20 protein-coding genes and 1 tRNA gene are annotated in these 19,072 nt (G+C 53.0%); 4 read left to right on the forward strand and 17 right to left on the reverse strand.

Annotated features, from left to right (window positions below):
* Nucleotides 1-42: 42 nt before the first annotated feature.
* The 4 genes from ORG26_RS17780 (at nt 43) to ORG26_RS17795 (ending at nt 3,211) form a co-directional block, all read left to right on the forward strand.
* Entirely contained in the window at nt 43-678 is a 636-nt protein-coding gene (locus ORG26_RS17780) for a phosphatase PAP2 family protein (RefSeq protein WP_266364133.1), read from the forward strand.
* A gap of 112 nt (nt 679-790) precedes the next feature.
* On the forward strand, nt 791-1,579 hold the full coding sequence (locus ORG26_RS17785) for an enoyl-CoA hydratase/isomerase family protein (RefSeq protein ID WP_266364135.1): 789 nt from the start codon (nt 791-793) through the stop codon (nt 1,577-1,579).
* Nucleotides 1,580-1,745: 166 nt separating this feature from the next.
* Nucleotides 1,746-1,822, forward strand: a tRNA-Arg gene (locus ORG26_RS17790).
* Between the two features lie 228 nt (nt 1,823-2,050).
* Nucleotides 2,051-3,211 (forward strand): phage integrase SAM-like domain-containing protein, encoded by a 1,161-nt coding sequence (locus tag ORG26_RS17795; RefSeq protein ID WP_266364137.1) that lies wholly within the window; start codon nt 2,051-2,053, stop codon nt 3,209-3,211.
* A gap of 58 nt (nt 3,212-3,269) precedes the next feature.
* Here ORG26_RS17795 and ORG26_RS17800 read toward each other — a convergent pair whose 3' ends face one another.
* The 17 genes from ORG26_RS17800 to ORG26_RS17880 form a co-directional block, all read right to left on the reverse strand.
* Complete coding sequence (locus ORG26_RS17800) at nt 3,270-5,042, reverse strand: DUF2326 domain-containing protein (RefSeq protein ID WP_266364139.1); 1,773 nt, start codon at nt 5,040-5,042, stop codon at nt 3,270-3,272.
* Nucleotides 5,017-5,280: an ABC-three component system middle component 6 gene (locus ORG26_RS17805; protein WP_266364141.1), complete on the reverse strand. Its 264-nt coding sequence runs from the start codon at nt 5,278-5,280 to the stop codon at nt 5,017-5,019. The genes ORG26_RS17800 and ORG26_RS17805 overlap by 26 nt, the downstream gene beginning before the upstream one ends.
* Nucleotides 5,264-6,238, reverse strand: coding sequence for an ABC-three component system protein (locus ORG26_RS17810; RefSeq protein WP_266364143.1), 975 nt, complete (start codon nt 6,236-6,238; stop codon nt 5,264-5,266). The genes ORG26_RS17805 and ORG26_RS17810 overlap by 17 nt, the downstream gene beginning before the upstream one ends.
* 384 nt (nt 6,239-6,622) lie before the next feature.
* Nucleotides 6,623-8,089, reverse strand: a complete 1,467-nt coding sequence (locus ORG26_RS17815; protein ID WP_266364145.1) for a terminase large subunit domain-containing protein — start codon at nt 8,087-8,089, stop codon at nt 6,623-6,625.
* Nucleotides 8,073-8,618, reverse strand: coding sequence for a hypothetical protein (locus tag ORG26_RS17820; RefSeq protein WP_266364147.1), 546 nt, complete (start codon nt 8,616-8,618; stop codon nt 8,073-8,075). The genes ORG26_RS17815 and ORG26_RS17820 overlap by 17 nt, the downstream gene beginning before the upstream one ends.
* A complete protein-coding gene (locus tag ORG26_RS17825) occupies nt 8,611-9,012 on the reverse strand; it encodes a hypothetical protein (RefSeq protein WP_266364149.1) in 402 nt (133 codons plus the stop codon). The genes ORG26_RS17820 and ORG26_RS17825 overlap by 8 nt, the downstream gene beginning before the upstream one ends.
* A 56-nt stretch (nt 9,013-9,068) precedes the next feature.
* Nucleotides 9,069-9,389 carry a hypothetical protein gene (locus tag ORG26_RS17830; protein ID WP_266364151.1) on the reverse strand — a complete coding sequence of 107 codons (321 nt, stop codon included), beginning with the start codon at nt 9,387-9,389 and terminating at the stop codon, nt 9,069-9,071.
* Between the two features lie 63 nt (nt 9,390-9,452).
* Nucleotides 9,453-9,653: a hypothetical protein gene (locus ORG26_RS17835; protein ID WP_266364153.1), complete on the reverse strand. Its 201-nt coding sequence runs from the start codon at nt 9,651-9,653 to the stop codon at nt 9,453-9,455.
* 90 nt (nt 9,654-9,743) lie between these two features.
* Nucleotides 9,744-10,442 carry a hypothetical protein gene (locus ORG26_RS17840; protein ID WP_266364155.1) on the reverse strand — a complete coding sequence of 233 codons (699 nt, stop codon included), beginning with the start codon at nt 10,440-10,442 and terminating at the stop codon, nt 9,744-9,746.
* A gap of 98 nt (nt 10,443-10,540) precedes the next feature.
* Entirely contained in the window at nt 10,541-11,524 is a 984-nt protein-coding gene (locus tag ORG26_RS17845; protein ID WP_266364157.1) for a hypothetical protein, read from the reverse strand.
* A gap of 62 nt (nt 11,525-11,586) precedes the next feature.
* Nucleotides 11,587-12,051: a hypothetical protein gene (locus ORG26_RS17850; RefSeq protein ID WP_266364158.1), complete on the reverse strand. Its 465-nt coding sequence runs from the start codon at nt 12,049-12,051 to the stop codon at nt 11,587-11,589.
* Nucleotides 12,048-12,911 (reverse strand): S49 family peptidase, encoded by an 864-nt coding sequence (locus tag ORG26_RS17855; RefSeq protein ID WP_266364160.1) that lies wholly within the window; start codon nt 12,909-12,911, stop codon nt 12,048-12,050. The genes ORG26_RS17850 and ORG26_RS17855 overlap by 4 nt, the downstream gene beginning before the upstream one ends.
* 61 nt (nt 12,912-12,972) lie before the next feature.
* Nucleotides 12,973-13,410, reverse strand: a complete 438-nt coding sequence (locus tag ORG26_RS17860) for a DUF1353 domain-containing protein (RefSeq protein ID WP_266364162.1) — start codon at nt 13,408-13,410, stop codon at nt 12,973-12,975.
* Nucleotides 13,410-13,880, reverse strand: coding sequence for a hypothetical protein (locus ORG26_RS17865; RefSeq protein ID WP_266364164.1), 471 nt, complete (start codon nt 13,878-13,880; stop codon nt 13,410-13,412). Before ORG26_RS17865 ends, ORG26_RS17860 begins: the two co-directional genes overlap by 1 nt.
* A 12-nt stretch (nt 13,881-13,892) precedes the next feature.
* Entirely contained in the window at nt 13,893-17,864 is a 3,972-nt protein-coding gene (locus ORG26_RS17870) for a phage head spike fiber domain-containing protein (RefSeq protein ID WP_266364166.1), read from the reverse strand.
* The gene (locus ORG26_RS17875; protein WP_266364168.1) at nt 17,861-18,394 is read right to left on the reverse strand and encodes a hypothetical protein; all 534 of its coding nucleotides are present in this window, start codon (nt 18,392-18,394) and stop codon (nt 17,861-17,863) included. Before ORG26_RS17875 ends, ORG26_RS17870 begins: the two co-directional genes overlap by 4 nt.
* Nucleotides 18,395-18,586: 192 nt before the next feature.
* Complete coding sequence (locus tag ORG26_RS17880) at nt 18,587-19,051, reverse strand: hypothetical protein (protein ID WP_266364170.1); 465 nt, start codon at nt 19,049-19,051, stop codon at nt 18,587-18,589.
* Between the last annotated feature and the right edge of the window lie 21 nt (nt 19,052-19,072).

The following is a 19,072-nucleotide window of genomic DNA, read 5'->3' on the forward strand; positions in this document are numbered from 1 at the left end:
ACGACTGACTGACTTACGACTCACCGACTTACGACTTTTTCTGTGAACACCCCGCTTGCCCGCTTTCTTTCCGTTGTGTTTCACCCGCTGCTGATTCCGACCCTGCTGTTCGGGTTGCTCCTGATCGGCGTACCGGGTGCGGTGGGTGCCGACACTTTTAGTCTGCGTGTCCGGCTGAATCTGCTGGTGCTGATTGCGCTCGGGACGTTTCTGCTGCCCGCGCTGCTGATTACGCTGCTCCACCGGGCGGGTTATGTGCGCAGTCTGCACATGGAAGAACTCACCGACCGCCGCGTGCCGTACTTTCTGACGGCCGTTCTTTACACCACGCTGACGCTGTTGTTCACGTTCCGACTGGAGCAACTGGCCACGATTGCGCCGGGAATCGGCATCATTCTCGCCAGTGTGACCGTTTCGGTGACGCTGGTAGGGCTCATCAGCATTTTCTGGAAAATCAGCGCCCACAGCGTCAGCATGAGCGGGATGATCGGCGCGTTGCTCGGCATCACGATTCAGCAGGGCGAAGACCGGCTGTTTTTTCCGCTGCTGGTGCTGGTGGCGCTGACGGGCATGGTCGGTACGGCGCGGCTGTACCTGAACGCCCACACGCCCGCGCAGGTCTGGGCGGGCTACGGCCTGGGACTGGCCGTAGGGCTGGCCTGTACCCTCGGGCTTTAGCCCGGAGTCCGGCCTAACCAGGACAAAAACAACCCGCTCCACCCGGACCCGAAGTTGCCAACGTCCCGCTTTTTTCGGTTATTGAAACCTTTCATTCATCCATCCTGAAACCATGTTCGAAACCCTTCTCTACGACGTTGCCGACGGCGTTTGCCGCATCACGCTCAACCGTCCCCAGGTTTACAATGCCCTCAGTCCGCAGCTGATCCGGGAAATCACCGCCGCCGTCGAGGCCGCCGGGGCCGATGCAGCGGTGCGGGTAGTCGTGCTGACCGGCGCTGGCGACAAAGCCTTCTGTTCGGGAGCCGACCTGAAAGAGGGTGTGGCCACCGGAGCGGGTGGGCTGGCGCTGGGCGATTCGCTGCGGAGCGGCTACCATCCGATGATTCTGGCCATTCGGAAGCTGCCGAAACCCGTCATTGGTCGTCTGAACGGCGTGGCGGCGGGAGCGGGCTGTTCGCTGGCGCTGGCCTGCGACGTGCTGATTGCGGCCGATGAAGCGTATCTGAGCCAGATTTTTGTGAACATCGGCCTGATGCCGGATGCGGGTTCGACGTTTTTTCTGCCGCGGTTGGTGGGGCCGCTGAAGGCCTTCGAGCTGTGCAGCACCGGTCGCCGGGTGTACGGGCCGGAGGCGGCGCAACTGGGTCTGGTCAGCCGTTCGGTACCCGCCGCCGCGCTGGACGAGGCTGTCCGCGAAGTGGTAGCCTATTACGCCGCCGCCCCGACGGCCGCCATCGGGGCCATGAAGCAGGTGCTCAACCAGTCGCTGTACTCGAATCTGGAGGACCAGCTGGAGCAGGAGGCCGTTCATCAGGACAGCCTGGGCCGGTCGGCCGATGCGGCCGAAGGAATCATGGCCTTTCTGACGAAGCGGAAGCCGGCGTTTCGGGGTTTATGAGAAAAAAAACAAAAATTTTTCTGCCTGTTTTTCAGTGGATTCCCGCTTGGGGCGGCAGGAAAGCACATTTTTTCAGGATCAGGGCTTTGGATTTTTAAAATGACTTCCTACCTTTGCAATCCCAACACGGAGGTAAGAGACAAAGAAACAGACACCAGGTGTTAATGCATTCGTAGCTCAATTGGATAGAGCACCTGACTACGGATCAGGAGGTTTGGGGTTCGAATCCCTACGAGTGCACCAGAATCAATTTTAAGCCAGACAAAACCCGCCTTTAAAGCGGGTTTTTGTCGTTTCTGCCCCCTTATTGTCTTCTTAAGCAACAACATATGTTTAGGTATTTTTTGGGGTACACCGTTAAATAAATGGGGTACACCGCAAAAATACTTACCTATTATACATGAATGGTTGTTAATACGTTTGCGGATTTTTCAAACCGTAACACGTTAAATCGATGCTAACACGCAAAAAATGCGGGTTCTTTTCAAACTGCGCCTAAACAAAAAAGATCGGGCCGCAATCGCCACCATCTACTGCAGAATTAAGGTTGATGGTATCCACGCCAATGATTTCAGTACGTTCCATAAAGTGTTTCCCAAAGAATGGGACTCCAAAAAACAGCGCGTGGTCGGCCGTTCTCTGCAGGCCAATGACATCAACATGATGCTCGACCAGCTGCGCTCGGATATCACCAGGCTGTTTCTGGCAGAACCTGAACTGAGCGCCCAGGAGTTGGCCGATCTCTACACCGGCAAAAAGGTAAAGACCTATAGTTTTGCCGACCTGGTTGACAATTTCGACCAGCATTGCCAGAAGGTTTACAACAATGCCGGCACGCTGCGCACCTACAAAACGCGCATTGAAAACATCCGGACGTTTTTGAAAGAGACCGGTTACGAAAAGTTAAAAGCTAATCGGATTACGCTGGGCCACATCGATGAATTTGTCGACTCCATGAAAGAGGCAGGCAAAGATCACAACTATATTATCCGGCACACCCAGGTGCTGAAGAACGTTACCGAAGCGGCCGCCCGGAAGGAAATCATCAAAGTGGATCCGCTGGCGTCTTTCAAGCTGAAGAAACGGGAGAAGAAAAACACGGATCACCTAACCCGCAAGCAGATCCAGACGCTGGAGACAACAACCTGGCGGGGTCCGCTGCAGCGAGTAGTGGATCTGTTTCTCTTCAGCTGCTATACCGGCCTGCACTACGAAGACAGCCAGACGCTCCAGGCCAGCGAAGTAGGCGAAGGCATCGACGGACGGATGTGGCTCTTTAAGCCCCGCGGCAAGTACGCCGACAGCCAGTTTTTTCCGGAAGAAAGCGTTCAAGTCGTCCCACTGCACCCGAAAGCGCTGGCCATTATCCAGAAATACGGCGGAGTGGAGCAACTGCCCAAGATCAGCAACGTTCGCTACAATGATTACCTGAAGCAGGTGCAGTTTATTGCCGAGATCAAGATCAATCTAACGGTGAAAATCGCCCGGAAGACTTTCACAGACTTGATGCTTAACGAACTCGGGATCTCGGAAGAGACGGTGGCCACCATGCTGGGCCACAAGTCGACCAGGCACGTGCGGCATTATGGCAGAGCGGATGAAAGGAGGGTGGCTAAAGAGGTGCAGTGGTAAATAAGAAAGCCCGGTTGGTAGACCGGGCTTCTTTTATGAATAGCTATTGCAATAAAATTTATTCCTGTTCTTGCGGGACAGCCATTTGTTTTGCGTTCTCATAGTTTAAGTCAATCTTCATGCCTAGCAATCGAGAATTGTCAGATTCATCAGTAAGCCTGAGAACTATACTTTCATCAATAACTTTGTTAAAAATAATAGGGTCCATTTCATTTTTTAATGAGTCTAGGATATACTGGTTACTTGATATAATATATTGAAGGTCATTGTCATTAGTCGCTTTATGTACGAGCTCAAAAAGGGTGGACACTTGCCGAGAATCTATTTCAGATAATAACCTACTATCATGAAACAAAAATTTCACTTTGTGATTGTGTTTGGCTCTAAGTAAAGTCCAGTCAAAACTGAATATTTTAACTGAGCCAACACCATCTCCACTGTCATCATCAATTTTTGCTTTTATGACAAACCTGTTTTGGCTTTGACCATCGTCAACGCTAATTTCTATTCCTGATTTTTTAAATTCTCCATATAGTTCATGAACAACGTTTCTAAATATTATTAGATTTAATTTCATTTCCTCTTCATGAGTATGGAGAAATTTAAGAGCTTCAATGTTTTGGCGGCTTAATTCTTGTTTTATTTCTTCTATTTTAATTTTGTATTCCTCAAGTAGCTTTCTATATGATTCCAACTTATGGAGTTTAAACTCGAAGTCTTTGAGTTGAGTAATCATTTTATTATAATCTTCCAATGCTCCCCGCCCATCAAGATATTGAAGTTTCTCTTCCATCTGAGCGCCAAGACGCTCAATAGAAGATTCAATACTTATAAGTTCTTTATATAAGTTAGTACGGTCGGATTGTAACCTTTTACGCCTGTTCTCAATCAAGCTTACATTAAACTCCTCTACTTCTGATAAGCTTTTTTTAATTAAATCGCTAAAATGCACCTTAGCTTCTTCATACATGCTGATAATTGCTTGACTAGGGATATCAGGCTGCCAATCTAGGCTTTTTTCAATTTGTGCCATTGCATTCCTTAAGGCAGTGGCTTTTAGTTCTAATCTCCTTTTATCAAACTTCAGTTTATCAGCTTCTTTTAAAACTTGGTAATAATCGTTAGCTATTTTATAATGCTCTATGTTGGCCCTTAAATGATCAATTTTATCCTTAAGTTCTACTGACTGGATTGCACCTGATTCGATGTCTTTATCAAAGAAAGACTTAATTATTGGGTCTTTAGGTACTTTCCTTTTTAATTGTTCAGTATTTTCAAGTTCTTGCTTAAGTTTATATTTTTTGTCAATTAAATGAGGGTCTAAACCTAGCAAGAAACCGTTGTTAAGTTGCTGTGCATAAGGAGTTTCAAGAGGTATGTATGTATCGTAACTATTGTAACTTCCCTTATATGGACGGATAAACCTAGAAATTAGACTTCTAAACGATAAAAATTTGACCTTTTCTGATACTAGGAATGTTTTGCTCATTAACAAGCTAGTATATTCTGCAACGCTCATTGCATTATCATTAAGGAGTATCGTCTTAGGGTCTGCACATGCACGCCTAGCGACAAATCTTTCATCATCTATCATGAACTCCAATGAGAACTCCCAGTCATTTAGCTTGTCTTCAAAATCTTGTATAGATTTTGAACCTAAGCAAAAATGAATCAATGTTATAATAAGAGATTTTCCTACTGAGTTATAAGTCGACTGTTTGTCTTGGGAATTTTCGTTAAACCTTTGGCCAACGATCAAAGAAATCCCTTTAGGATTGAAGTTGACCGTTTTGAAGCCTTCTTTGTTAGCGCTCAGTTTTATTAGCTTCATTGTAAATTCTCCCTTGGTTGTCTACTGAAATCGCACCCGTAATGAACAAAAAATCAAGTGCAAGGATTAGATTGTCAAAAGTATGGTAGGCACCCATCAATTCTTTAGCCTTCCCTAACTTTAAAGCTTGCCAGAGATCGTCAATTGTTCTTGGCTTCTCCTTTAAATAATGCAGTGCAACTCCTCCCAGACCAAGGATAGACTCCGCTATTCTTATATGTTTAGTTGGAAGGAGCATAACTTTTTAAGAAATCAAAAGTGCCTTGAATTGGCTTACGAGGATCTTCGAAAATATCACAGGCTGAAAAATAATAACTCATTAGGACGAGTACAGCGTTGTATATGTCTTTCCTCTCAGAAGCCTTAGGATGAGCCTTGTTTAAAATGTAGTAGAAGACTAAGTCATTCCTATCTTCGGTATCAGGTAGATCTGATAGAGCTTTTTTATAAAGGCCGTTAAAAATCTCTTTCAACTTTTCTTTGACGTCAACCGATGTTGCAAAGAAGTCTCGGAGATCGCCATATTGATAGCCAGCAAATTTAAGACAAGTAGCAGGGTGTTCGCTGAGTTTATTGAATCTAAGCTTTAAATCAAAATCAGGGTCTTTGGGTGGCGGAGTCGTGTTTGTTTGAGTAAAGTTCCCTAGCAAATAACGCACAACATCGTTCATTACGTGTGACTCAAATGGCTCAATCTCAGTTGGGTCGGGTATATTGCCAATTAAAGAGTAGATATGCTCCTCTGGTAAACTCATAAATACCTCCATTAAATGATGGGCATAGAACGGTTTGCATTTTACGGTGGGATAATTACCCTCAATCTTTTTTAATTCTTCGTGAAGAAATGGTCCCATACCCACAAACTTGTCGTTTACAGCAAAGTAGAAGGTATTAATAGGTGTTATGTGATTCCAATTTTTAAATAGGCCTTCAAAGTCTTTATGTAACTTCTGAATCGCCTGTAGCTTGTTGGTTGAGGGGTCTTCAGGTGCATATACCTGATAGTAAGTTCCAGTGTCTGGGTTAAAACCATCGTTCTTACGATCACCCATATTACCATAAGGCTTGACAGGTTCAAAGCTGGAGCAATGGGCTGTCATAACCTTAGTAAACAAGTCCTGAAAGCTTTGAGCGTTCCTTTCAAGTAGTTCTAGCTTAAATCGGAGACGAGCATAGAGTTTCTCGTTTACAGTCATAGATTGGTAAGTTACGGCCAATAATATTACAGTTTCTGGGTTTAAGAATGCAAAGATATACTCTTGAATTTATATACTGGCTTGGCAAATGTATCATGTTTGATAAGTTCTTTAAGAAGAGGGAGCTCAATAAATACTCACTTAAAGGGCCTTATTTTGGGCAATGAAAAAGTTGCACTCTTTTGTTTGGCTTAAAACTTATTAGAAGACTGTTAATCAGCTACTTATGGAGGTGCCAAATTCATAAAAACCTCGCGTTTCCCTGTGGGATGCCCGCCCTTTAGCGGATGCTTAATTAAGAATTGGGTATTTTCCGAACTGCTGAATAAAGCAGGGACCCGGACGATTTCTCGCCGGGTCCCTCTTTTTTTGAGCTCGCTTAAGTTAAATGAAGTCGATCTGTATGCTGCCACCGGACGAATAGCCCTGCTGCTTCTTCCAGATTATATAGTAGTCCACTGTATCACTTAAGTGAGTGGCACGCTCCTGGTCTATGCTGTCGCTCTTCTCACTTCGCTTATCCTTCTTATAGTCATGCGTGATCGGGCTGTTCTGTATCGACACGATGGTGTCCTTACACTCGACCGGGTCATGCCGTACTGTGTACTCGTCCTCCTTGGTTTCCTCGTACACATCGTTAACCAGCACATACTTATCCTGGTGGTCTGGGTTGTAATCAAGTGGATCCAGAATAACCTCCCACCCAGCGGCCTCCAGTATTTCAGCGAACTGTTCAAACATGGTCTCAGAAGCACCCGCATGTTTGCTGTTACCGTTGCGGTCACCGGTTACATAAGCCACCTTGTGCTCATGGTCAGCCAGATCAGCCACCACTTTTTTAGCCAGGCTTTTTGCCATGGTAAGCCCTTCTTCCGCCTCCTTCACAAAACAGTCTTTTACCTGCTTCAGCATCTGGTAATCGGGCTGCCAAATAGAGCAGCAAGTGAAGTGGGCATTGAAGTCGACGGATATCTCCACCGGCTCGTCCGGCTTATAATAAGGAAACACATCGTCAATGTCGCAATGCTTCTCCCAGTCAAAGCTGGGGTAGAAACTCTTGGGAAGCCTGGTGATCCGGCGGCCTTCCACTTCCACCTCATAGACGATTTTCTGGAGACTCTTCTTCATGTTGTCGATATAATCCGGCGGCAGAAACATCTGGTTATCTCGGGTCCAGACTTCCATAAAGTAGTATTTTTTAGGCTCTTGCCTGGCCAGCTCCTGGTATTTATAGACCCACTGACCTTCGGGCCGCCAGGGAGGCGACGAGAAAAAGGCAAATAGCCAATGGAAGGGACTATCGAATTTTCGCGGATTTGCCCGGACGGTGGCCACCGCAATTTTGAGCCATTCTTCCTTAAAGAAAGCGGCTTCGTCGATTACCAGCCCGTCGTAGTTGGGACCGCGGTTGGCATCGGCATTTTGCCGGTAACCCACGTATTCGAAGACCAAGCCATTGGGGAAGGAAATGCAGTTTTCCCAGTCATCCGGTGCCTGGTAAGGCCGGTCGAAGGTGTCGGGCGGTTCCCGCCAGAGCACGTATTCGCCGGCACCGGTTTTCCAGTTGTACTCGCTGTAACCCCAGCGATCCCAGCCGGCCTTCAACTGCGGCGTCAGCGAGCGCTTGGCTTTGGAGACTTCCCCGCAGGCCATCTGGATTTTGGCTTTCGGCAGCTCCTGGACCATCATCATGGTCAGATCCGACAGCGTCACTGACTTTCCGGATCCGCGCCCGCCGATCATGCCGACGCCCTTTACGACTCCACTCTGCATTTCCGAAATGTGGGAAAGAAAGTCGTGCTGTTTGGGATTTAAGGAAATTTCGAGCTCTTCGCTATTCTGCTGACTCATGGCTGATATCCTCGATTTGCCGCGGCTCCTCTTTCTGGGCCCCGTAGTTGTTGGTGACGTTGACGACCTTCTTGAAGGTCACTTTCGTGGGCTTTTTCTTCTGCTCGATGTCGGCTTCGGCCTCCTTATCGTAAGCGCCGTCGATTTTGGCCGCCTTGTCCAAAAGCGCCGAAAATGACATATAATCCCCGGCCTCGAGCGCCTGCTGGGCGGCTTCGCGGAACATTTCGGCGTAGAGCATCTTGATGCCGTGCTTGTCACGGCTCTGCCGCAGCTCGGCAAACACCTGGTAAGTCATGGCCAGCACTTCGCGCGCGCGGCGGTCCTGGAGCTTGGTCGACGGGTCGTTTTTCAGGAGCTGGATTACGTCCGTATCGGCATAGCCATCTTTTAGCCAGCCCCGGGCGATGTTCATCTTCTCAAAGGTTGCCTGCTGGGTAGGAGTGAGCTCTGTTCCATCCAGCATGTGCTTCTGGAAGACGCTCATCTCTTCCTGCACCTTTTCGATGTACTTGTTATACTTACGCATACTTGAGTCGGATTAACTGTTCGTTGTATTCGCGTTTGATAGCCTCCAGGCGAGCAATTTCGCTTTCCCATTCTGGAGCCTTGGCGTGATCCGGACGATCGCGGAGCTTCTTTTTGTTCTGGGAGATCTTCACCATCGTCAGCTGGAGCTCAGCCTTAATTTCGCCTTCCGTCAGATCCGTGGCGGCCGTGGTCGGCTTTTCGGGCTTCGGCTCGGGCAGCTTGCCGAACTCGTCGATGTAGTCAATCTGCCGGCGAACTTCTTTCCATTCTTCCCGTTTGGCCAGTATCTGATCGACCACCGGCTTTACCGCTTCGGTCTCTTCATCCGGATAGGTGTGCAGGCTGTTAGACAAAAGAGCAGCTTCACGGTGCAGACGATTCGCCTGCAGCATGAGCTGCTCTTTTACTTCCTGGACAGAAGCAGTTACCGGATGGCCGGCCCCCGCAGTTACGATACTGCTGTGTTTTTTTTTGAAGCGTCTTCTGCCGCACCAGCACCTTCGTCACTCGCCGGAGCCGCTGGAGTTGCCGGAGCTGCCGTCGCCGCTCTGCCACGACCAGCCTGGCCGCGACCGGATCCAGTTGCGGTCGTAGTACCGCCTGGTGTAGCCGGCGTTTCCGGAGCCTTCGTAGCCGACTCCTGTTCTCCAGCTGCTTTTTCGTAGGCCGCTTTGGCGACGTCGAGCCGCTCCTTGTTCGAATCGGACTTATCGGCATTGTATCGCATTTCGGCGAGCTGCAGGTCGCCTTCTAATCTGATCAAATCCATTTTATGAATGATTAATAACGTTTATCGACTTTTTTGATACGCTTTCTGAGGTTTTTGGCACGCTTAAGCGGCTTTTGGAGCCGATGCCTCCCTGGTGGCTTTTGCGGCAACCGGCTCAATGAACGGGCAGCCGTTGTTGTGCAGGATTTCGGCTTCGGCGTCGGTCAGCGATTCCTCAGTAATGAACTTGGTGTTGCCTTTCACGAAAACGTGTTCCTTGGCGGCCGCTTCTTTGTCGGTGATTTTGTATTTGGTCAGTGCCATATCGTATGATATGAAATAAGGTTAGACTGATTAAAAACTAAGTTGGGGAGGCCCTGCCAACCGTTGGGCTGACAGGGCTTGAGGTAATTTTTAGGCCGCGAGCGGCGTAATGGCGAAGGTCACATCCGCGTCGAGCGGGAACACCGGCACCGTCAGACCGTCCTGCTTAGCCCGGAACGTGACTTTTTTCCGGTCGGTGCCTTTCACGCCCGAGGTGCCCACGCACTCGAACATGAGGGGAATGTACTTCTGGCCCAGGTAGTACAGGTTGTCGTCGTTACCCTGAACGATCACGTTCACCGGCGTTTCGTAGAGCAGTGCCTGCAGGCGAACGATATCGGCATCGTAGCCCAGCGCTTCAAATTCCAGACCCTGCGTAAATCCACCGCCCGGTTTCATTTCGCCGTCCCATTTCGTGGTATCGTACCAGGCCTCGATCTCCACGAACTTCTTGCCCGTCACCAGTGGAATAGCTCCCGAGAATTTACCCGTCGTAAGTGCCAGATCAAAGTTTAAGAATTCGGCCGAGAGGTCTTCCGTCAGTACCAGGTAGATCCGCTTGTTACCGCCGATGCTGGGCTTGTTGTGCCGGCGCTTCAGCCCAAGCAGCGCCAGCGCGTGCAGGCCCGGGACGCTGGGGAAAAGCTCGAAATCGGTGGAATAGGTAATTCCAGCCGCGACGGCCGACATGGCCGCCATGCCGGCAACCGGATTGTTGGTGGCACTAGCCACCAGAGCGCCCATGAGAATGAGGGAAAATGCGGCAAAGATTTGAAGCAAACTCTTCATTGCGATGTAAGAAAATGAGTTGAAAAACTGAGTAAACCAGAAGCCCGTTGTGGTTTTTACAGGCTCCCCTGGGGCGAGGGGGAGCCTGCGAATTGAACCTAGATTTTGTTGTTGATAAACAGCAGATCCGGCGAAGCGTAATCAAAGCCCAGCGACACCCGGATGGACATCTGCCAGCTCTTCACCTGGCGCACGATGTTGAGTGAGTATTCGCCCGGAGCCTCGTTCCCGATAAACTGCAGGTTTTCCTTCGGCGTGACGGCGATGGTTTGCTTGCCGGCCAGACCCGGATCGACCACGAGCGTGACGTTGGAGTAATCGTCGAGTTCCGTGGGCTTCTCGGCAGGACCTACCCACTGCGGGAACAGCGTCCGGCGGTTCTGGCGATAGAAGTCGTAAAGACTCTGCGAGAGGTAGCAGTTCATCGGCATGTTCAGCAGCTCCGGCCGGGCCGACTTCACCAGATCAGCCACGCCGTTGACCTGGGCGTATGCGTTGGTGGCGTCGATGGTCGTGGCAGCCGTAAACACGTGGCCGGTCGAAATATCGCCACCCACGCCGCGGCCGGCCGTTGTTTTGACGTTGAACCCGTCCGTGATGTTTTCCGCCCCGATGTTGGTGGTGTTGTAGACCCCTTTCCAGGCTGTTTTGGTGCGAATGAAGGCGAAGTGGTTCTTGATCACCTCCTGAATCATGAACAGCTCGAACGGCGTTTCGGTCGCTTGTTTCAGGGTTGTGTTAGGAGCCCGCAGCCATCCCAGGTAGCTGTTATAGTAATCCTTGATATCCGACAGCTTGATTTCGATGTCGATATCGGCCTCGGTGAAACTCGCCTTGCGCGATTTCACCTCCATAATCTTCCGTCCCTCGAACGAGTCGGAGGCAGCTTTCCAGGCGTCCAGGAACTTCACCGAAAGCAGCGCGCCCTGATCGCGGATCGTGCGGACCGTGAAGTCATTGCGGAGCGCGGCCACTCCGTCCATCATCGCGTTGACGATGACCATGCCACCGCCCATTTCTTCAACGGTGCGCTGAAGGTCGGTGGCCAAATTGGTAAAATCAAAAGCCTTTTCTGCGGGCATTTTCGTGAAAAATTAAGTTGGCTGTCTGTCTAAAATCCTGTAGTTAACCCCCTCAAAGCGGCTTAGTGAGCCTTTTTGAATACTTCGAGGGCATGCGCGTTGTAATCTGTCATCGACGGATCCTGGTTGGCCGTGCTGGCGTCCTGAGTCGGCAGCACTTTTCCGTTCCCCTTCTGCTTGTCGTAGTGCGCTTTGTAGGTGTCGCGGTCTTTTTCGGCCGCGGCCAGGTCGGCTTTCAGCTTGGTGACCTGGTCTTTAAGGCCCGGCACTTCGGCACCGATTTTCTTCTCGGCGGCCAGGTCAGCCTGGAGCTTGGTTACCTGCGCCTGGAGGGCTTCGGCGGTCGGCGGCTCGGTCGTTTCGGCTGTGGTCTGAGTGTTTCCAGTAGCAGCCAGTTTCTTCTCGAGAGCAGCCGCTTCGGCTTCGGCTTTGTTGAATTCTTCCGTCGATGCGTTCGCCGAAAACACACCGAAAAATGCCGGAAACAGCTTGGCCAGTACGCTTCCGCTGGTAGTTGGTTTGCTCATTTGGATTTGGAAAGTTGAATTACTCGTTTGTAAGCACTGTCGATGGTACCGACCCGGTCGGCCAGACCCAGACGGATGGCGTTCTGGGCGTTGTACATCTTGCCGGTGAAGACTTCGTCCGAGGCGATTTTATTCCCCCGGCCGCGGCGGACGTACGATTTGAAAAGCTTGTTGGCGGCATTGAGATCAGCCTGAATGGCGGCTTCCTGCTCAGGCGTCAGCGGCTCGATATCGTTGAGCGATGCTTTGTCTTTGCTGCCTGCAGAACGGAAAATCTTTACGTTCAGGCCGGCCTGCTCCAGCGCTTTAGCCTGGTTGACGTGCATGTAGATGGTGCCGATGGAGCCCACCCGGGCGAGGGGTCCGCCCGAAACTTGAATCTCGGTCGACTGCGAGTAGGCCCAGAGCGCAGCTGAAGCACCGAAAGTTACCTGGGCAACGACCGGTTTAGCCTGGCGAAGTTCGGCAATTGCGTCTGCCAGCTCGTCTGCCGAGTCCACCGAGCCACCGCCCGACTTTACATCCACGATGGCACCCACCTTGCTTTCGTCCTCGATGACCGCCCGGATCATCCGGATCAGGAATTCGTTGGAGAAAAGGTTATCGTACGTGGAGTTTCGGCTCATAACGCCGTAGATGGGGATCATCGCCACATTTCTGTTGGCACCCATGGATAGGTAGTCCATATACGCCTGGGCGACTCTGTCGGCCGCCATGGGCCCAATGCCGGACTGTGCCTGCGCCTGCTGACTGATGCCGGTCAGGCTCGGCTGGAAGGCACCGCGAATCATTGCGTCGCGCAGCAGGCCTTCCGCTGTTTCATCAATTGCCCATACGCCTGAAAAATTAAGTCCTGTCATCTTCGTGATGCATTGTAGCGATACGAAAATGACAGGACTCTTTCGCCCAATAAAGGACAGGTTAATGAAGGGCAGCCGCCCGCCGGAACTTGCGCCAGTTGTACCATCCGCCCGCCCGGACACCGGCGTAGTAGAGCAGGTTCTTTGCCGGCTGCAGCGGGTTGAACTGCTGCATCAGCATCAGGTAAGCCTGGTCGGCGTACTTTCTGGGATTGTCCTTAACCAGATCCGGATTCAGCTCATCAAAGTGCATGTACAGGTAGTCGTGCACCAGAGCCGCCAGGTTCGTGCGGTTGTGGTAGGCCGGCACCAGTGACCACATCGCCCTGGGCGTCGAGTGGAAGTCCGAGATAAATCCTTTCGGAATTAACAGCGTACGGCCGTCGAAGAGCTCCACCTGCACATCGTCCTGGAGTACGACCTGGTCCGTTTTGGACAGCGTCGAATCGCAGGCAATGGGCAGCCGGTAGCGCCTGGATGAGCGGGTGATGACTACCATTACTCCAGAATCTCGTATACGTCCGTGTCGAAGTTATTGCGCTGCACATTGCGCTGGCAGATGCTCTGAACGAGCTGTGCTTCGGTCACGCCGCTGGACAGAGCCGACAGCAGGTACGAAAACTCCGGCATCAGGTACGGGTCGTTGGTGCCGTCTGGAGTGGCATTGAGGCCCGTCCGGGCATCAACCAGCGTCCGGTCCGTCGCCACCAGCCGGAAGCGACGCAAACCGTTTCCCTTGCCGATGTACGACAGCGGCACTTCGTCATTCACCGTAATGGGTGGCATGGGCTTACCGTCTACTTCAGGAGCTGGCTCCGATCGCTGCACCGTTCGGTAGTGCAGCACCGCAAGATCAAGCGTGACGGTCCGGTTTTCCATATCCACCGTCCGTTTGTGTTTGTTCACCAACAGCCGACGTTTGACGTCCGGCAGGGCACTATGGGCAGGCATTTCGATGTCTTGCAGCATGGTACTTAATTGTTAAATCCGTGAAATAACCCAGGTATTGTTGGCCAGCTTTTCCAGCACCATCACCGATCCCGCCCCATTGCTTTGTACCGGCGAAAGCGTAGACAGTACCGTGATGCCGGTCGTGGCGAAGGTAATCAGGCCCGTGCCCTGCTGAATCAGCCGGATCATGCCGCCAATGCCGATGGCCGCGACCGCATGGGTTGGGATGGTGCAGACAACGTTGGAAGCGCTGTTTACCAGAATGGTGTTTCCAACGTCTGTGGTGGCAAGTTGGAAGGCCGTTGTAACGGTCGATACCCCGTTGACGGCATTTCGCTTTCCCGCCAGGGCGGTTGCCACGGCCTGTTCCGATACGGGAAGAACCGCCGAAGGACTGGCAAATGCCGGGTCGTTTTTGACCTCAAAAACCGTCTTGGTGATCGAGTTGGCACCGGTTCTGACGTAAGGAATAGGCCCGTACGTTTGTGATATCTGCCCACCCCAAACGTAGACGCCTGACGTACCATCGCCCGCGTAGCTGGTTGCCCCGCTGGCGTCCATCAGCCCGATCTGAATGCCCGGCCTCAAGTTCGAGCCGTTGCTGGAGGCCGTCACGTTGGTGACACTCAGCCGGAACCAGCCGTTGCCCACGTCCGTGATGGAATAATGAGCTAAAAAGGCGGACACGCCGATTATCTGTCCGGTTTGCAGATCGACATCAATAATCATGTTGCCGTTGGCCCACAGACTGTTGTTGGACGTACCAAAGCGCACCCGGTTTCTGCCCGCAGCGCGCAGATACGCCGAAATCGTTATCTGGCTGTTAACCGGCCCGACGACGTTAGGGGCAAAAATGTCCGATCCGCCATGCGTTCCGGTTGAGGTATCTTCAGTGAGTTTCCAGGCCTGTCCGGTGTTGCCATCGGGCAGCACAATACCGGCGATTTGCTGGTTTGAGAGGCCTGTCCGCCCGCCCGCCGTAGCGGTTTCGGAGTTGGTGAACCAGTTTTCCAGCACATTGACCCGGGCGATATCCTGCTTCAGGCCAAGCTCAACCGTTCGTTGCGAGTAGACCGGCGAGTTGAATGAACGGACATACGGCGTTGGATAGCGGCCCACGTTCATCTGCATGGCCGCTACCAGAATACCGGATGTTCCATCCCCGGCAAAGGTGTTGCTGAAGGAAGCGGCGGGGGCAGGTCCTACCCGGAAGAAGGCCCCGAACTGATCATTGACCGAATACAGAGCCGTGTCCACAATCGTAATGCGCCACCAGCCGCCACCCAGGGAACTGACAATCACCGCATCGAGTCCGTTACTGACAAAGGAACCGTCGGTCAGGTCCACGTTGGCAAACGAAGAAACGCCCATGACCGTATTGTTGAAGCACACTTTGATGACCGACCATTCGGCCGCCCGGGCCACCACCGTAAAGGCGTATTGCTGCCCGGCTGTGTACTCAAACTCCTGTCGCACCAGGTGATCAACGTTGCTGGTGGTGGGTACTACCTTGTACGCCTGATTGTACCCGCTCGGCTGGGCCGTGTTGTTCAGGCTCACGGTCATCTGCACCTTCGTCCACACGTCAAACGACAGATCACCGCTATAACGCAGCAGGTTTTCGGCACCCGCCAGCGAGGCCAGCGGCCGGAAATCCGGCACCGTAACCGGCGAGCGGCTGATGAGGAAGGTTTCGGTGCGTACGTACTCAATTGGCCCTTCGGACTGCGAAAACTGCCCGCCCCATACCAGAATACCGGATGTTCCATCCCCGGCAAAGGAGTTGGTAAATACGCCTGTGGAGAGGTTGACCCCAACACCGGAGTTGCCACTGGTGGTACAACTGGCCGTCAGGCTCACGCGCCACCAGCCGTTGCCCACATCGGTAACGGTATAGCGGAGTACCGATGAGCCGATGCCACCAACTTCGCCGGTCGTCAGGTTGATGTAAATCGACGGATTGGACCCACCCCACTGGGTAGCATTCTGCAGAATGACCTGGGCAAAGGTCCGCTCGGCAGCTTTCAGGTAGATTGAACCAGTGTACACCAACCCGGCCACGACTACCGGACCAACTGCGCGGGCCAGCTGGTGGGTATTGTTGGAGGTATCTTCGACCAGCTTGCTGGCGTTGTTGCGCCCATCAGGAGAAAGACCGGCCCCTGTGGTAATGGATGCCCGCGTGCGGCTCCAGACGGCGTTGGTGAAGTCTTCACTCCAGGCCATCGTGTTTTCAATCACGCGAACCCGGTGCATATTGGGCATGGCATCCCGGATCACCTTCGCCACCCGCTGCGAAATGCCGTTTGTGTTGCTGGGCGCGTTGCCTCCCAGCGTCGCATCGTCGGAGATATTGGCTCCCTGCGCCAACACAATCGTGTTGGCCACCGAAAACGCCGCGCCCGAAGTGAATGCGGCAGTGACCAGGTAGGTGGTTCCTGCCTGCGTGAAGAAATCGTTTACTTCGTAGGCCGTGGTGGCCGCCCAGGCTCCCCGGTTGTTCAGTCCAGCAGCCACTACCGTCCAGTTGGCCGTAGTGAACGACCCGGTACCGGAGGTATGGGTGGCGTTGGCCCGGTACAACGTATTTCGGGCGACGATCAGGTCGCCGGCCTCGTAATAAGTGGAAGGCTGCCAGTTACCGCGGTAGTTCAGCCCGGCCGCCCACAGGATCCAGTTTGTGCCCGAGAAGGTAGCGCCCGAGGTGTGAGCCGTTGCGCAGCGATAGGTGCTGCCGGAGTAGGTAATCAAATCATCCACCGCGTAGGCCGTGGTGGCCGCCCAGGCACCTCTGGGATTGAAGCCGCGGCCCCACTGCTCAAAGTTGGCCAGGGCTATGCTTGATCCGGAAGTATGGGCCGTAATGCAGCGGTAAGTACTACCCGCCAGCGTCACAATGTCGTCAACCGCATACGCAGTCGCCGCGGCCCAGGCTCCGCGGGGATTAAATCCACGTGCCCACTGTTCAAAGTTGGCCAGCGTGATGGAAGCGCCCGAAGTATGGGCCGTAATGCAACGGTACGTGCTGCCCTGAAGTGTCACAATATCGTTGACCGCGTAAGCCGTCGTGGCCGCCCAGGCTCCGCGGAAGTTAACACCCTGGGCCCAAAGCTCCCATTGCGCGGGAGCGAAGGTAGAGCCACTAGTTCCGGCCGTTAGCCGCCGGTAGGTACTGCCTGCAAAAGTGACCAGGTCGTTGTCCGCATAAACGGTGTTTGCCTGCCAGGCTCCGCGCAGGTTCAGGCCTCGGGACCAGAGCTCCCAGTTGGCTGAGTCGAAGGTAGCACCCGAGTTTCCCGCCGAAATTCGCCGGTAAGTACTGCCCTGGAAAGTGACAATGTCGTCGATGGCATAGGCCGTGGTGGCCGCCCAGGCTCCGCGCGGCCAGAATCCCCGGCCGCGAATGTTGCGTGCCTGGGCAATGTCGGTCACCAGACCGTTGCTGCCCAGGTAGGAGCCGGTTGACGGCGCGACCCCGGTACCACCGGTCCAGCCAACGATCTGCTGCACTACGCGCTCACCGTCCTGTACGTTGGCCAACAGAGCTGACCAGCCCTTAAAGCCTTGCAGACCCTGCAAAACCAGCATCACATCCGAAAGACCGGTGCTCGACTGGTAAACCACCGCCAGATCGGGCGGCACCTGCGGCCCTGCCACCCGGCTTGGGCGCGCTTTGATCCAGGCAAACACGCCTTCCACTTCCGTCAGGTTGGCCGTTACGTTGAAAATCCGGAAGGCGTACCGGCTTTTGCGCAGGAGCTGCTTGGTTTCGGCCGACAGCTCCGTGGTGAGCCGGTTGGCAATCTGCGGATCTGCCTGCATGGCCACATCAACGACCGGCGTCTCGTTGTCCAGCAGCTGGAAGCGGATCTGCTTGCCTGCCAGGTTCGCCGGCGTGTTGGTGTTGTTATCGAAAAACCGTATGCCTACCTGGCAAACGTCCTGCCGGAAACGCTCTATCACCGCGTACGGCGTTACCGGGCTTGAGGTGGTGCTGATCATATTGTGTCAGTCAGGGAATCGTAAACTATCTGTGTGTATGGAAGAAGCGTATCCAGATCGCCATCGGCCAGGCGCCAGGCTGTGTGCCACGAGCGGCCACTCAGTTTGAGGCGGCAGAAGTTTTGCCCGCCCACATTGCGCTCCAGCGAAAGCCGCAAGCCGTTACCGGCATCTCCGGCCGCATAGCCCCAGTTGTTGGAGTCGCGCCAGACGGCCAGCCAGCGCCGGCGCAGATTGGCCGTTGCCCAGTCGAGCAGATCCCCGTCCTGGCCGGAGACTACAGCCTCAATGCCCAGGGAGAAAATGGTACCATCGGCCGCGTCGGCCGACGTCTCCTGGTAGGAGCACGTCCGGAAAGCAAAATTGATTTTGGTCGCCTGGGCATCCAGCGATAGGGGAAAGCCGTCGTCGCCCACCAGCGCGTCTTCGGCCGTAGGCACGTCGAGCACGTGCTCGATGTCGATCAGCCAGAGTTCGGCTACCCACCCGGCCGCTGGCCTGCCCGTTCTGCCAATTACCTGTTCCGTCATGCCCAAAAGTATCCCGTATGATGGGCCGTCAAAAGGACGAGATTTCAGGCCTGTCCGGTAATTAGGGCAAAATAAAAACCGCGTAAAATCAGGGTTTTACGCGGTTTTTGGGTGGATAGAAGGGTGGACTTTCTTGGCTATAAGTGGACTTTCTGCGTAAAAAGTGGACTTTCTTGTCCAGAAGTGGACTTTCTACGCATAAATTTTTTGGTTTTGTTTATTGATCCGGTCCAGATAATCCCGGTAAACCTTGCGCACCGTCTGCCATTCGATGTCTTCATCGGCCACGATTCCGTACCGGTCCAAAAAGTCGGTCACAAAGCGACCGTACTGCTGGCCCGTCAGCTCGTGCACTTTTCTCACTTCGAAGATCAGCGAGCGCCGGAAGATTTCTTCCAGCTGCAGCACCAGTTCCTTCAGTTTCTCGGGCGGCACGTCGTAGGCTTTCTCCCGGCAGTAGTACGAAATGGTCACGGTCGTTCCCGAGGGTTTCTCGGCCTTGATGGGGAAGGGAACTACCCGGCTGGCCAGGTGAATCAGCCGGCCGACTTCGCTCCACTTCTCGACATGGATCACGCCCTTGGGCGTTACGCCATACTCTCCTTCCAGAAACTTCTTCAGGTGCCTGGGCACCGGCAAAGTAATCTTCTTAAGCATTTGATAATGGTGATGAGATGG

Origin of the sequence: Tellurirhabdus rosea, from assembly GCF_026278345.1 — a bacterium.
Taxonomy (GTDB): domain Bacteria; phylum Bacteroidota; class Bacteroidia; order Cytophagales; family Spirosomataceae; genus Tellurirhabdus; species Tellurirhabdus rosea.

Coding starts and splice junctions, on each gene's coding strand:
- ORG26_RS17805 (WP_266364141.1), bottom strand. CDS start 5,280: ATGCTCCTTCCAACTAAACATATAAGAATAGCGGAGTCTATCCTTGGT.
- ORG26_RS17825 (WP_266364149.1), bottom strand. CDS start 9,012: ATGCTGCAGGCGAATCGTCTGCACCGTGAAGCTGCTCTTTTGTCTAAC.
- ORG26_RS17800 (WP_266364139.1), bottom strand. CDS start 5,042: ATGAAGCTAATAAAACTGAGCGCTAACAAAGAAGGCTTCAAAACGGTC.
- ORG26_RS17830 (WP_266364151.1), bottom strand. CDS start 9,389: ATGGATTTGATCAGATTAGAAGGCGACCTGCAGCTCGCCGAAATGCGA.
- ORG26_RS17855 (WP_266364160.1), bottom strand. CDS start 12,911: ATGACAGGACTTAATTTTTCAGGCGTATGGGCAATTGATGAAACAGCG.
- ORG26_RS17820 (WP_266364147.1), bottom strand. CDS start 8,618: ATGCGTAAGTATAACAAGTACATCGAAAAGGTGCAGGAAGAGATGAGC.
- ORG26_RS17875 (WP_266364168.1), bottom strand. CDS start 18,394: ATGACGGAACAGGTAATTGGCAGAACGGGCAGGCCAGCGGCCGGGTGG.
- ORG26_RS17795 (WP_266364137.1), top strand. CDS start 2,051: ATGCGGGTTCTTTTCAAACTGCGCCTAAACAAAAAAGATCGGGCCGCA.
- ORG26_RS17840 (WP_266364155.1), bottom strand. CDS start 10,442: ATGAAGAGTTTGCTTCAAATCTTTGCCGCATTTTCCCTCATTCTCATG.
- ORG26_RS17860 (WP_266364162.1), bottom strand. CDS start 13,410: ATGGTAGTCATCACCCGCTCATCCAGGCGCTACCGGCTGCCCATTGCC.
- ORG26_RS17785 (WP_266364135.1), top strand. CDS start 791: ATGTTCGAAACCCTTCTCTACGACGTTGCCGACGGCGTTTGCCGCATC.
- ORG26_RS17810 (WP_266364143.1), bottom strand. CDS start 6,238: ATGACTGTAAACGAGAAACTCTATGCTCGTCTCCGATTTAAGCTAGAA.
- ORG26_RS17880 (WP_266364170.1), bottom strand. CDS start 19,051: ATGCTTAAGAAGATTACTTTGCCGGTGCCCAGGCACCTGAAGAAGTTT.
- ORG26_RS17865 (WP_266364164.1), bottom strand. CDS start 13,880: ATGCTGCAAGACATCGAAATGCCTGCCCATAGTGCCCTGCCGGACGTC.
- ORG26_RS17835 (WP_266364153.1), bottom strand. CDS start 9,653: ATGGCACTGACCAAATACAAAATCACCGACAAAGAAGCGGCCGCCAAG.
- ORG26_RS17815 (WP_266364145.1), bottom strand. CDS start 8,089: ATGAGTCAGCAGAATAGCGAAGAGCTCGAAATTTCCTTAAATCCCAAA.
- ORG26_RS17845 (WP_266364157.1), bottom strand. CDS start 11,524: ATGCCCGCAGAAAAGGCTTTTGATTTTACCAATTTGGCCACCGACCTT.
- ORG26_RS17870 (WP_266364166.1), bottom strand. CDS start 17,864: ATGATCAGCACCACCTCAAGCCCGGTAACGCCGTACGCGGTGATAGAG.
- ORG26_RS17850 (WP_266364158.1), bottom strand. CDS start 12,051: ATGAGCAAACCAACTACCAGCGGAAGCGTACTGGCCAAGCTGTTTCCG.